Source organism: Shinella sp. WSJ-2, assembly GCF_003432075.1.
GTDB lineage: Bacteria > Pseudomonadota > Alphaproteobacteria > Rhizobiales > Rhizobiaceae > Shinella.
On the sequence record NZ_QWBU01000003.1, the window covers coordinates 408,289 to 420,838 of the forward strand.

General features: G+C 62.8%; 13 protein-coding genes. 6 read left to right on the top strand and 7 right to left on the bottom strand.

Going from position 1 to position 12,550, the window contains the following annotated elements; genetic code table 11:
• Positions 1–11: 11 nt before the first annotated feature.
• Entirely contained in the window at positions 12–899 is an 888-nt protein-coding gene (locus tag D0Y60_RS09675; RefSeq protein WP_117369200.1) for a proline/glycine betaine ABC transporter permease, read from the top strand.
• A gap of 63 nt (positions 900–962) precedes the next feature.
• Here the strand turns inward: D0Y60_RS09675 and D0Y60_RS09680 are convergent, their stop codons facing one another.
• The gene (locus tag D0Y60_RS09680) at positions 963–1,865 is read right to left on the bottom strand and encodes a DMT family transporter (protein ID WP_199564151.1); all 903 of its coding nucleotides are present in this window, start codon (positions 1,863–1,865) and stop codon (positions 963–965) included.
• A 145-nt stretch (positions 1,866–2,010) separates the two neighbouring features.
• Between D0Y60_RS09680 and D0Y60_RS09685 the strand changes: the two genes are divergently transcribed.
• Positions 2,011–2,481 carry an Lrp/AsnC family transcriptional regulator gene (locus tag D0Y60_RS09685; protein ID WP_117369202.1) on the top strand — a complete coding sequence of 157 codons (471 nt, stop codon included), beginning with the start codon at positions 2,011–2,013 and terminating at the stop codon, positions 2,479–2,481.
• 109 nt (positions 2,482–2,590) lie between these two features.
• On the opposite strand, the gene D0Y60_RS09690 is transcribed toward D0Y60_RS09685, so the two are convergent.
• Both D0Y60_RS09690 and D0Y60_RS09695 read right to left on the bottom strand, forming a co-directional pair.
• Positions 2,591–3,007 carry a DoxX family protein gene (locus D0Y60_RS09690; RefSeq protein ID WP_117369204.1) on the bottom strand — a complete coding sequence of 139 codons (417 nt, stop codon included), beginning with the start codon at positions 3,005–3,007 and terminating at the stop codon, positions 2,591–2,593.
• 191 nt (positions 3,008–3,198) lie between these two features.
• Positions 3,199–4,212, bottom strand: coding sequence for a zinc-binding alcohol dehydrogenase family protein (locus D0Y60_RS09695; protein WP_117369206.1), 1,014 nt, complete (start codon positions 4,210–4,212; stop codon positions 3,199–3,201).
• Positions 4,213–4,314: 102 nt separating this feature from the next.
• Between D0Y60_RS09695 and D0Y60_RS09700 the strand changes: the two genes are divergently transcribed.
• Positions 4,315–4,722 (top strand): helix-turn-helix domain-containing protein, encoded by a 408-nt coding sequence (locus D0Y60_RS09700; protein WP_117369208.1) that lies wholly within the window; start codon positions 4,315–4,317, stop codon positions 4,720–4,722.
• A gap of 19 nt (positions 4,723–4,741) precedes the next feature.
• Here D0Y60_RS09700 and D0Y60_RS09705 read toward each other — a convergent pair whose 3' ends face one another.
• Positions 4,742–5,980: an MFS transporter gene (locus tag D0Y60_RS09705; protein ID WP_245409138.1), complete on the bottom strand. Its 1,239-nt coding sequence runs from the start codon at positions 5,978–5,980 to the stop codon at positions 4,742–4,744.
• A 350-nt stretch (positions 5,981–6,330) separates the two neighbouring features.
• On the opposite strand from D0Y60_RS09705, the gene D0Y60_RS09710 reads away from it, so the two are divergent.
• Positions 6,331–7,269 (top strand): diacylglycerol kinase family protein, encoded by a 939-nt coding sequence (locus D0Y60_RS09710; RefSeq protein ID WP_117369210.1) that lies wholly within the window; start codon positions 6,331–6,333, stop codon positions 7,267–7,269.
• The gene (locus tag D0Y60_RS09715; RefSeq protein ID WP_117369212.1) at positions 7,269–7,634 is read left to right on the top strand and encodes an NIPSNAP family protein; all 366 of its coding nucleotides are present in this window, start codon (positions 7,269–7,271) and stop codon (positions 7,632–7,634) included. Before D0Y60_RS09710 ends, D0Y60_RS09715 begins: the two co-directional genes overlap by 1 nt.
• 39 nt (positions 7,635–7,673) lie before the next feature.
• Here D0Y60_RS09715 and D0Y60_RS09720 read toward each other — a convergent pair whose 3' ends face one another.
• Positions 7,674–9,044 (bottom strand): glutamine synthetase family protein, encoded by a 1,371-nt coding sequence (locus tag D0Y60_RS09720; RefSeq protein WP_117369729.1) that lies wholly within the window; start codon positions 9,042–9,044, stop codon positions 7,674–7,676.
• 149 nt (positions 9,045–9,193) lie between these two features.
• Here D0Y60_RS09720 and D0Y60_RS09725 point away from each other — a divergent pair, with 149 nt between their 5' ends.
• Positions 9,194–10,567, top strand: a complete 1,374-nt coding sequence (locus D0Y60_RS09725; protein WP_117369214.1) for an aspartate aminotransferase family protein — start codon at positions 9,194–9,196, stop codon at positions 10,565–10,567.
• A 55-nt stretch (positions 10,568–10,622) separates the two neighbouring features.
• On the opposite strand, the gene D0Y60_RS09730 is transcribed toward D0Y60_RS09725, so the two are convergent.
• Positions 10,623–12,125, bottom strand: coding sequence for an AMP nucleosidase (locus D0Y60_RS09730; protein WP_117369216.1), 1,503 nt, complete (start codon positions 12,123–12,125; stop codon positions 10,623–10,625).
• Between the two features lie 60 nt (positions 12,126–12,185).
• A complete protein-coding gene (locus tag D0Y60_RS09735; protein WP_117369218.1) occupies positions 12,186–12,506 on the bottom strand; it encodes a YnfA family protein in 321 nt (106 codons plus the stop codon).
• Positions 12,507–12,550 lie beyond the last annotated feature (44 nt).

Sequence of the window (12,550 nt, forward strand, 5' to 3'; positions counted from 1 at the left end):
AGGGGATCGACATGGACTGGTTTACGAAATTTCCCACAATGAATGCGGACACGTTGCGTGACCTGAAAAAGGGCATCGACGAGGCGTTCCGCGGGTTTACCCGCGCCTATGGCGACGGCATCGAATCGATCTTCGTGCCGCTGCAGCATTTTCTGATCTGGTCCGAGCGTTTCATGACCAAGACGCCGTGGCCGATCATCATCCTGCTGATCGCCGCCATTGCCTGGTTCGCCAGCCGCAACTGGAAGATCGTCGCCGGCACGGTCGCGACGCTGCTCGTCATCGGCTATTTCGACATGTGGGACGATACGATGAAGACGGTCTCGATGATCTTCGTCTGTACGGTCCTGTCGATCGCCATCGGCATTCCGATCGGCATCATCATGTCGCGGTCGGATCGCGTGCAGAACATCGTCAACCCGGTGCTCGACGTCATGCAGACCATGCCGAGCTTCGTCTATCTCATCCCGGTCGTCATGCTGCTCGGCATCGGCAAGGTGCCCGGCCTGATCGCCGTCGTCATCTATGCCATTCCGCCGATGATCCGGCTCACCAATCTCGGCATCCGCCTCGTCGACAAGGACGTTTTGGAAGCCGCCGACGCTTTCGGGTCGTCGAGCTGGCAGAAGCTGAAGAACGTGCAGATGCCGCTGGCGCTTCCCACCATCATGGCCGGCATCAACCAGACGATCATGATGGCGCTTGCCATGGTGGTCATCGCCTCGATGATCGGCGTACAGGGCCTCGGCCAGCCGGTGCTGAAGGCAATCTCCAACCAGTATTTCACGCTCGGCATCTTCAACGGCCTCGCCATCGTCGGCATTGCGATCATCTTCGACCGCGTCAGCCAGGCTTTTGGCAAGCGCCTGCAGAAGCACCGCGAGATCGTGCACGGCTGATCCGAAACGCAGACAGGAAAAAGGGCGCCCCGGCATAGCTGCGGGCGCCCTTTTCGTTTCGGTTTAGTGCTTGGGAGAGAAAATGCCGGTCGAGAGCGCCACGCCGCAGCCCACGACCAGCGCCGCCGTCAGCTCGGCCACGCCGAAACTTTCGCCGAGGAAGATTGCGCCGCCAAGCGTTGCGAGCACCGGCGTGATGGCGGTGAAGGCGGCCGCCTGACTGCCGCCGAGCGCGCGGATCGCGGTGCCATAGGCGAAGGTGGCGACGAGGCCGGAGAGGATGCCCTGGCTGGTGATTTGAAGCGCGAGGTCGGGCAGGGTGGCGGCAGCAAGATGCGTGCCGAAGATCGCGGCGAGCACCAGATGGATCAGGAACGACCAGACCGCGATGATGGCCGCACCCTCGAGGGCGGAAAGGCCCGAGCGGCGGAAGGCATGGGTGAAGCCGGCCCACAGTACGGCGCCGATCGGCAGCAGCACGAAGCCGGTCGCGGTCATGCCGCTTTTCAGCATGCTTGCGGTGAGCAGGATCGCGACCCCCGCAACGATGGCCGCGAGGCCGGCAAGGCGCATGCGGTCCGGCCGCTCGCCGAACAGAACCATGCCGATGAGCGCTGTTGCCAGCGGCAGTGAACCGCCAAGCAGGATGCCGCCCGGAGCGGCCGGCGTGATATGCAGTGCGGCCGCCGTGATCTGAAAGAAGACGGCGCCGGCACCGGCCACCATCACGACGATCAGTTTCAGCGGCACGTTCTTTGGCAGCAGCCCGGTCTTCAGCCAGATCGGCGCCAGGAGGACGGCCGGCACACCGTAGCGGATGAGGCCGATATCGATCGTGCCGAGCGGAGTCGCCGCGGTGTGGCGCGTTGCCAGCACCCAGAGCGCCCAGATCAGCACCGTCACCACGCCGCCCGCATAGCCGGCGACAAGCGGATTGGATTTGTCTTCGGAGGAAAGCGAGACCATGGCCATGGCGGTATCCTTTCTGCGCTGGCTCATTTTTCTGATGAGATTCTAGCGCTGGAGGCCGGGGCATGTCCTTGCGTGTTGTGCCATCGAAGAGGTAAAATGCGCAGGATTTCACCAATTCAGGCCATGAAAGTTTTCGAATATGCCAAATCTGGATAAATTCGATATCGCCATCCTCAAGGTGCTGCAGGAGGATGCGCGCGCGACCAATGTCGAGATCGCCGAACGCGTGAACCTTTCACCGTCGCCGTGCCTGCGACGTATCCGCAATCTGGAAAAATCCGGAGTGCTACGCGGCTACCGGGCGGATATCGACCGCAAGGAGGTGGGGCTTGGCCTGACCGTCTTCGTCGAAATCAAGGTGGGGCATCACAGCCGGGAAAATGCCATGGCGCAGCAGGAGGCGCTGCTGGCGGTGCCGGAGGTTGTTTCGTGTTTCCTGATTTCGGGCAATGCGGATTTTCTGGCGGAGGTGGTGGTGGAGGATCTCTCCGCCTATGAGCGGCTCCTGACCGAGACGCTGCTCACCATGCCGGGCGTTTCCGATATCCGCTCGAATTTCGCGATCCGCAGCATCAAGACGGGCGGTCCGCTGAAACTGCCGTCGCTCTAAAACACAAGCCGCCCCGGCGAGGCGCCGGGGCGGGGGGACGGCCGGGAGAGGCAGGGCCGTCCGCCGGGATGCCGCATTCGGAGAGAGCCGGCGGCATCCGGTCCTGCCGTCATTGGGCAGGGACGGCAGAAGCTGTTGCGGATTTCCAGGCGACGACCATCAGGGCGCCGATGACGGTGATGTGTTCGGCGACGAAGTGGAATTCGATGGTGCGCATCGGCTCCTGCATCGCCCAGAAATTATGGGCGATCGGAATGGTGAGCGCGGTGAAGACGGCGAGCATGCCGGCGCCGAGCCAGGTCCAGCGGTTGGAAATGATGAGCGCCGAGCCGATGAGCTGGGTCAGCGCCGTCGCAACGTTGAAGAAAGCCGCCGGCTCCAGGCCGAAATGCGTCATTTCCAGAATGCCGCCGTCGAAATCGGCAAGTTTGGCGATGCCGGACAACCAGAACATCGATGTCATGATCGTGCGGGCGATGAAGCCGAATGCGCGGCTCTCGGTAATGCTTTCAATGAAGGCGGACACGTAAAATCTCCAATAAACGACATAGGTTTGCGGGAAGGACCATGTTCCTTTCCCGGTGCCGCCCGCCGTCTTTCGTTTCGTTCGGTGGGCTGCGATGGCCTATGTCTACCAGAGTTCCTTGCCGTCCCTGTCACCTTGGTAACACCCCTCCGCCGCTCTGGACGCGAGCGGCGGAGGGACTATTTTCGAGATTAGAAACCGGCGAGAACGAGCTTGCCGCGCGTGCGTCCGCTTTCGACCATCGCATGGGCCTTCTTCAGGTTTTCCGCGTTGATCGTGCCGACGGTCTCCGCCAGTGTCGTGCGCAGGGTGCCCGCGTCCACAAGGCGCGAGACCTCGTTCAGAAGATTGTGCTGCTCGATCATGTCAGCCGTCTGGAAGAGCGAGCGGGTGAACATCAGCTCCCAATGGGTCGAGACGGCCTTGCGCTTGAAAGGCATGACGTCGAGCGCCTTGGGGTCGTCGATCAGGCCGAACCGGCCCTGCGGCGCGATGGTCTCGACGATGGCCGCGAGATGATCCTCCGTATTGGTCGTCGAGAAGATGAAGGCCGGCGCGCCGATGCCGAGGGCGGCGACCTCTCCGGCGAGCGGTTTGCTGTGATCCACCACATGATGCGCGCCGAGCGATTTGACCCACTCCGCCGTTTCGGGTCGCGAGGCTGTGGCGATGACGGTGAGGTCGGTCAGGTGGCGGGCAAGCTGCACGGCAACCGAGCCGACGCCACCGGCGCCGCCGATGATGAGGATCGCGTTGGCGGCGCCCGGCACGGCGTCGCGCACCTTCAGCCGGTCGAACAGCATTTCCCAAGCGGTGATTGCCGTCAGCGGCAGGGCTGCGGCGGCGGAAAAATCGAGCGAGGCAGGCTTGCGGCCGACGATGCGCTCATCGACGAGGTGGAACTCGGAATTCGTGCCCGGCCGGTCGATGGCGCCGGCATAGAAGACGGGGTCACCCGCCTTGAACAGGGTGACGTCTGGGCCGACGGCTTTCACGATTCCGGCAGCGTCGAAACCCAGAACGCGCCATCCGCCATCCGCAGGCGCTGCACCGCGCCGCAGCTTCGTATCGACCGGATTGACCGAGACGGCCCTGATCTCGACCATCAGGTCGCGTCCCCGCGGTTCCGGTGTGGGCAGGTCGATATCGACGAGGGCAGTGTCGGCGGTGATGGCCTGCGGGGTCTGGTAGGCGATGGCGCGCATGGGTGTCTCCTTTCGCGTTGAATGGAAACTAGATGAAGAGTATCGTCTGCCGATGCAAGAATGCACATTTTATGCACATAGTGTCGAAAAGGATACCGTGACATGTCCCGCCCGCGCGCTAAGCTCACCAAGAATTTTCCCGGCTGCCCGGTCGAATCGACGCTCTCCTTCCTCGATGGCAAATGGAAAGGCGTGATCCTCTACCACCTGATGATGGAGGGCACGCTGCGCTTTAACGAGTTGCGTCGCCGGCTGCCCAGCGTCACGCAGCGCATGCTGACCAAGCAGCTGCGCGAGCTGGAGGATGCCGGCATCCTGTCGCGCACGATCTTCCCCGTCGTGCCGCCGCGCGTCGATTATGCGCTGACACCGGCCGGGCGGAGTCTCGAGCCCATCATCCGGGCACTGGCGGCGTGGGGCGCAAAAAACGTGGTCTGCGAGGATGGCCAGAACGTCATCCGCCTCGCTCCGCAAACGGAAACGGCGCCCCTCGGAAGGGACGCCGCCTGATTTCCAGAGTTTTGAAGGTTTATTCGGCCGGGCAGACCGGCGTTTCCTCATTCTCGATCTTGTCGAGTGTCATCGAGACCAGATAGATGCCGAAGCCGACCACCGTGGCTGCCGCGCCCACGAAGCCCATCGATCCATAGCCATAGCCGGCGCTGATCGCCAGGCCGCCAAACAACGCACCGAGCGCATTGGCGACATTGAAGGCGGAGTGGTTGAGAGCCGCCGCCAGCGTCTGAGCATTGCCGGCAACGTCCATCAGGCGCGTCTGGAGCGCCGGGCCGACGACGAAGCTGCAGCCGATGAGGAAGCAGCAAACGCCGAGCAGGATGGGGTTTTCCGCCGTCAGCGACAGGCTGATCAGCACGAAGAAATAGAGCACCAGTGACCAGCCGATGGTGCGCATCAGCGAGAGATCGGCAAGCTTGGCGCCGAAGATGTTGCCGACGATCATGCCGCAGCCAAAGATCGCCATGATGACGGGCACCATATTGACGTTCAGGCCGGCGACCTCGGTCACGATCGGCGAGATGTAGCTGAACACTGCAAACATGCCGCAGAAGCCGGTTGCCGCGATGCCAAGCGTCAGCCAGACCTGCTTGCGCTTCAGCGCGCCCAGTTCCGTCAGCGCATTGATGCCCTTCGGCGCCTTGTCGCGCGGCAGGAAGATGGCGATGAGGGCGACGGTCAGCATGCCGGTGATGCCGACAGCGACGAACATGAACTGCCAGTCGAACAGCTGGCCGAAGAAGGCGGCAAGCGGCGTGCCGATCAGGGTCGCGACCGTCAGGCCGAGCATGACCTTGCCGACGGCCTGCGTGCGCTTGTTGACAGGCACCATGGAGGCGGCAACCAACGCTGCAACGCCGAAATAGGCGCCGTGCGGCAGGCCGGAGAGGAAGCGGAACAGGATAAAGCTCTGGAAGGTCGGGGCAATCGCGCTGGCGAGGTTGCCAGCGGCAAACAAGCCCATCAACACCAAAAGCAGGTCACGACGGCGGAAGCGCGCGCCGATGACGGCGATAACGGGAGCGCCGACCACGACGCCGAAAGCATAGGCGCTGATGACATAACCTGCCTGTGCCGTCGTCACGCCGAAGGTCGTGCCGACATCCGGTAGCAGGCCCATGATGGCGAATTCGCCGGTGCCGATGCCGAAGCTCCCGACGGCCAGCGCCAGGATAATCAGAGTGACGGTAAGAGCCGGAAGTGGTGGCTGCCCGGAGGAGAGGGCGGCGTTGGGCAGGGGGTGTTCAGTCACAGGTCGGCTCCGCAGATAGAATGGCGCGCGATCAATCCATGACGGTCCCTCACAGGGCGGCCACTCCTCCTGGCTGCTGATGTGGTTTGGTCCGGCCGGATTGGCCACGATAAGGAAGGTAAGTTCAAGCCAGCGGGCGCACTCCCGACGCACGCGACCGCTTGCACTATATCAAACTAAGGCAAACTTCCTATCCTGATTTTTCACCGCCTCGCATTTGGCCAACACGGGGCCTTTTCACGATTTGTTGCACTCCGTTTCGGTCGCGCCTGTTAATCGCCGCTTTCTCAACTATCTAATGGATCGACTTCACCCTTCAGGCGTTCTCGGCCGACAAGCGGAGTAGATGAATGCGCGTACAGGCAATTTTCAACAGGGACGGGGGGACGTTCCGCACCACCGACATGGAGGCCTATGCCCGCCATGCCGAAAAGGTTTTCGCGGAGGCAGGACACCATCTCGATTGCGATATCGTCGAAGGGGCCGATATCGAAATGGCGCTGCGCCGCTGTTCGGACCGCACTGATCTCGATGCAATGCTGGCTGGCGGCGGTGACGGCACGGTCTCGGCCGCTGCCGGTTTCGCTTGGCAGAACAAGATGCCGCTCGGCATCATTCCTGCCGGTACGATGAACCTTTTTGCTCGCTCGCTGAAGATCCCGCTGGACATATGGCAGGCGATCGATGCGCTGGCGGATGGCGATATAGCATCCGCCGATATTGGTACGGCGGATGACCGGCCGTTTGTGCACCAGTTTTCCGCCGGCCTGCACGCCCGCATGGTGCGCATGCGCAACGCCATGACCTACCGTTCGCGTATTGGCAAGATGGCCGCCAACACACGCGCCGCCGTCGGCGTCATTCTCGATCCGCCGGAATTCGATGTCGAGTTCGATGTCGATGGCGTTCAGGAGCATCGACGGGTGTCGGCCGTCAACGTGTCCAACAACCGGTTCGGGGAAAACGGCCTGCTCTATGCGGAAGACCTGACCGGCGGCCATCTCGGCTTCTACACGACGAACCCGCTGAAGCCGGCCGGCGTGGCAAAATTGGCCTTCGATATTCTGCGCGGCAAATTCAAGGAAAATGCCGATGTCACGGAAATGACAGGCACAGCCGTCGATCTGCATTTCCCCGATGTCGATCGGGCGATCAACTGCGTCATCGATGGTGAATTGTTGCCGATGGACCGTGACGTCTCGATCCGCCTGCATCCGGGCGAACTGAAGGTCATCGTGCCCAAGGTCGTCGAAAAGACCGCGACATCGAGCGAGACGGCCGCTGCCTGATGCGAAACGTGCCGGTTACCTGCGAAGTCCGTTATCGCCTGGATCCCGAGCGTATCGCGGATTTCCATGATTACGCGCGGATCTGGACCATGCTCATCGAGCGTCATGGCGGAACGCATCACGGCTATTTCATGCCGCGCAAAAAGCCTGAAGGCGCTGCTGTGAGTTTTCCCGATGCGGGCGGCGAGGGTGCTGCCGATATCGCCGTGGCGCTCTTCACCTTTCCGGATGAGGCCACCTATCTGGTCTATCGCGACAAGGTGGCCGAGGATGCCGAAGGCATCGCGGCCAATGCCCGCTTCTTAGAAAATCCGCCCTTCAAGAGCTACGAGCGAACCTTCCTGCAACCGCTTTCGGGCGATTGACGGCCTCCGCGCGGCGCGCGCGCGAAGGCCGGTCGTGACTCAGATACGCGGCAGATAGGTCTGGTAGTCGAAATCCGAGACCGTGCGCAGGTAGGTGATCGCTTCCTTGCGCTTCGTATCGCCATAGAGCTTCTGATATTCCGCGCCAAAGGCGTCTTTGATGAAGGGCGAGGCGGAGAATTCTTCCACGGCGGTCAGGAAGTCGTGCGTCAAACGCTTGGCATCCGGCGCATCCTTGCCCGGCTCAGTCACCGGACCCGGATCGAGTTCGCTGTCGAGGCCGAGCAGAATGCCGCCCAGGATCGCCGTCAGCAGCAGGTAGGGATTGACGTCGGCACCCGCCACGCGGTGCTCGACGCGCGCCGCCGGGCCGTCCTTGTCCGGGATGCGGATGGCGGTGCCGCGGTGGCCGAAGCCCCAGGTCAGATCGACCGGCGCGAAGGAACCCGGCTGGAAGCGGCGGTAGGAATTGGCGAAGGGCGCGAAGATCAGCTGCGCATCGCGCATCGTTTGTAGCATACCGGCGCAGATCGATTTCAGCTTCACCGGATCGCCGCCCTTGGCGTCGAGGATGTTCTTGCCGCCCTTGTCGATGACGCTGCAATGCACATGCAGGCCCGAGCCCGCCTGATCGGCGTAGGGCTTTGCCATGCAGGTGGATTTCAGGCCGAAGCGTGGTGCGGCCAGCTCGGCGATGCGCTTCAGATAGATGCAGTCATCTGCCGCCGCCAGCGCGTCAGGCCGGTGCAGCAGGTTGATCTCGAACTGGCCGGGGCCGAATTCCGCTGTCGTGGCATCGGCCGGCAGGTCCATTTCCTTTGCCCAGGCCCGCACCGTCTGGAGGTAGCCGTCGAGCGCGTCGGTGGCGCGCATGTCGTAGAGCTGGTAGCCGTTCGGCTGGTCGCGATACATCAGCGCTGCCGGCGGGCGCGGCTTGCCCGTCACGTGCCAGTCGTCCTGCACCACGTAGAATTCGAGCTCGGTCGCGACCACGGGCGTAAGGCCACGGTCTTCGAAGCGCTTCAGCATGCGCGCGAGGATGGCGCGCGGGTCCATGAACGAGGCGGTGCCGTCGAATTCGTGCATGGTGGCGAGCACCTGCTTCGACCCTTCCGGCGCCCAGGGCAGGACCGTCAGCGAGCGGCGGTCGGGAATGCACACGCCGTCGGGATCGCCGACGGAAAGCGACAGGCCGGTGATGTCGTCATTGTCGTCGCCCCAGATGTCGAGCGACTGCGTGGAGGAGGGCAGGCGCACCGAACCGTCCCAGATTTTCTTCTCGCCTTCGAGCGGAACCTGCTTGCCGCGAAGGTCGCCGTTCATGCCGACGAGGAGGATTTCGATACGGGCCGGAGCATTGATAGGCGCATTGGCAAGCGGAGAACCGGCTGCCTTCTTGTCGTTTGTCATGGTGCCTGCTTTTGGTTTGGCGGGAAGCATGGACAAGAAATTTTGCTTGCGTTCGATCTCTTGCCAAATGCCTGTTGTATGGGCATTTTCCTAACCCATTCTGTCCCGGCGTTCAATAAGGCGGGACCTACCCCTAAGGATGTAGTCAAATGTCGAAGACCAGCGCAGCAGCCGTTTCGAACCTCGGTGCCCTCGATGCCGCCCATCATCTTCACCCCTTCTCGGACATGAAGAAGCTGAACGCGGCCGGCACCCGGATCATCGAGCGCGGCGAGGGCTGCCACATCTTCGACAACCACGGAAAGCGGTATCTAGACGGTTTCGCCGGCCTCTGGTGCGTCAATATCGGCTATGGGCGCAAGGAGATCACCGACGCCGTCGTGCGCCAGATGAACGAGCTGCCCTATTACAACACGTTCTTCGGCACGACGACGCCGCCGGCCGTGCTGCTCGCGCAGAAGATCACCGCGCATGCCGGCGAAAACATCAATCGCGTCTTCTTCACCGGTTCCGGCTCGGAGGCCAACGACACCTGGTTCCGCATGGCCCGCGTCTATTGGGGCGCGATGGGCAAGCCGACCAAGAAGGCGATCATCGCCCGCAAGAACGGCTATCACGGTTCCACCGTCGCCGGCGCCTCACTCGGCGGCATGAAGTGGATGCACGAGCAGGGCGACCTGCCGATCGCCGGAATCCACCACATCGACCAGCCCTTCTGGTATGCCGAGGGCGGCGACCTGACCTCGGACGAATTCGGCCTGAAGATGGCCCGCCAGCTGGAGGAGAAGATCGACGAACTGGGCGAAGACAATGTCGCCGCCTTCATCGCCGAGCCGATCCAGGGGGCGGGCGGCGTCATCGTGCCGCCGGCCACCTACTGGCCGGAAATCGCCCGCATCTGCAAGGCGCGCAACATCCTGCTCGTCTGCGATGAAGTGATCTGCGGCTTCGGCCGCACCGGCCACTGGTTCGGCCACCAGCATTTTGGCGTGGAGCCGGATCTGGCGCCCATCGCCAAGGGCCTTTCGTCCGGCTACCTGCCGATCGGCGGCGTGCTGGTCTCCGACCGTGTCGGCAATGTGCTGGTCGAGGACGTCGGCGATTTCAACCACGGCTTCACCTATTCCGGCCATCCGGTCTGCGCCGCCGCAGCGTTGGAAAACCTGCGCATCATCGAGGATGAAAAGCTCGTCGAGCGCGTGCACGACGATATCGGCCCCTATCTCGCCGCCGGCCTGAAGTCGCTGGAAGATCTGCCGATCGTCGGCGAAGTTCAGCAGGTCGGCCTGATGGCCGCCGTGCAGCTCGCCGAGGACAAGACGACGCGCAAGCGCTTCGAGGACAAGGAAAAGGCCGGCGTCACCGTGCGCAACCATTGCCTGGAAAACGGCCTGGTGCTGCGCGCCACCGGCGACCGCATGCTCTTCTCCCCGCCGCTCGTCATCAGCCATGCAGAAGTCGACCAGATGATCGACATCACCCGTAAGGGCCTCGAACATGCCTGGAAGGTGATGACGGCCTGATTGGAAATGAAAAGGGGCGGTTTGCCGCCCCTTTTCGTTGGTCCCGTACCGGCACTTACTGAAACGCCGTCTCGAAGAAGCTCCTGAGCTTGCGTGAATGCAGCTTCTCCGTCGGCATGCCGGCGAGCTTTTCCAGTGCGCGGATGCCGATGCGCAGATGCTGGTTGACCTGCGTGCGGTAGAAGGCGGTTGCCATGCCGGGCAGTTTCAGTTCGCCGTGCAGCGGCTTGTCGGAGACGCACAGCAGGGTGCCGTAGGGTACGCGGAAGCGGAAGCCATTGGCGGCGATGGTGGCCGATTCCATGTCGAGCGCGATGGCGCGGGACTGGGAGAGGCGCTTGACCGGGCCGCGCTGGTCGCGCAGTTCCCAGTTGCGGTTGTCGATGGTGGCGACGGTGCCGGTGCGCATGATGCGCTTGAGGTCGTAGCCTTCGAGGCCGGTTACCTCCTCGACCGCACTTTCAAGCGCCACCTGCACCTCGGCCAGTGCCGGGATCGGCACCCACACGGGCAGGTCGTCGTCGAGCACGTGGTCCTCCCGCACATAGGCGTGGGCCAGCACGTAATCGCCCAGCGTCTGGCTGTTGCGCAGGCCGGCGCAGTGGCCGAGCATGAGCCAGGCATGCGGGCGCAGCACGGCGATATGGTCGGTGATCGTCTTGGCGTTGGAAGGCCCCACGCCGATATTGACCAGCGTGATGCCCCCATGCCCCTTCTTCTTGATGTGATAGGCTGGCATTTGCGGCAGGCGGGCCAGCGTCACGTCGGTTTCCGGCTTGTCGGCGCCGGCCGGCGTGAGAATGTTGCCGGGTTCGACGAAGGCCGTGTAGCCGTTGCCGCCTTCTGCCATCTGCTTGCGCGCCCACGCGCAGAACTCGTCGACATAGAACTGGTAGTTCGTGAAGAGCACGAAGTTCTGGAAATGGTTGGCGCTGGTCGCCGTGTAATGGCTGAGGCGGGCGAGCGAATAGTCGATACGCTGCGCGGTGAACGGTCCAAGCGGAAGCGGTTCGCCCGGGCCTGGCTCGTAGGAGCCGTTGGCGATCTCGTCGTCCGTCGTCGTCAGATCCGGCGCGTCGAAGAGGTCACGCAGCGGCAATTCAATGCCCTCGGCGATTTCAGCTTCCACATAGGCGCCTTCCCCGAAAGCGAAGTGCAGCGGGATCGGCGTCGTCGATTCGGAGATGACGACACGCACACCGTGGTTGCGGATCAGGAGGCCGATCTGTTCCTTGAGGTAGTGGCGGAACAGCTTCGGGCGGGTGATGGTCGTCGTGTAGACGCCGGGCGCGGAGACATAGCCATAGGAGAGGCGTGAATCGACGTGGCCAAAGCTGGTCGTCTCGATCGAAACCTGCGGGTAGCAGGCGCGGAAGCGCGTCTGCGGCGCACCGGACTTGCCCAGTGCCACGAAGGCGTCGGTCAGGAATGTCGTGTTGCGGTCGTAAAGCTCCTGCAATGCATCGACGGCCGCCACCGGATCCTCGAAGGAACGAGGCTCGTAAGGCTCTGGCGTTGCGAAGGAAAGCGGCTTTGGGGAAAAGATTCGTTTGCTCATGAATCACTATAGGGGCTGTTTTTTAACAAGCAAACGACAAGTCCGGCGTGCCCACAAGTCCTATCTCGGCGCCGCCAGAATGATGCCGGCGCCGACCAGCGCCAGTGCGGCGCCCGCCATGTCGAAGCGATCCGGCCGCATGCCTTCGGCCAGCCACAGCCAGAGCAGCGAGGCCGCGATATAGACCCCGCCATAAGCCGCATAGGCGCGGCCGGCAAAGGCACTGTCGGCCTGGGTGAGCAGCCAGCCGAACAAAGCAAGCGAAAGCATTCCGGGAAAAAGCCACAACACGGATTTGTCCAGGCGCCACCAAGCCCAGAAGGCAAAACAGCCGGCGATTTCGGCAAGCGCGGCGGCGGAAAAAACGAGAAGGGATTTCATCCGGGCTCCAGGATGGTGGCGCAGGGCCTGCCCGGTTTAGCACG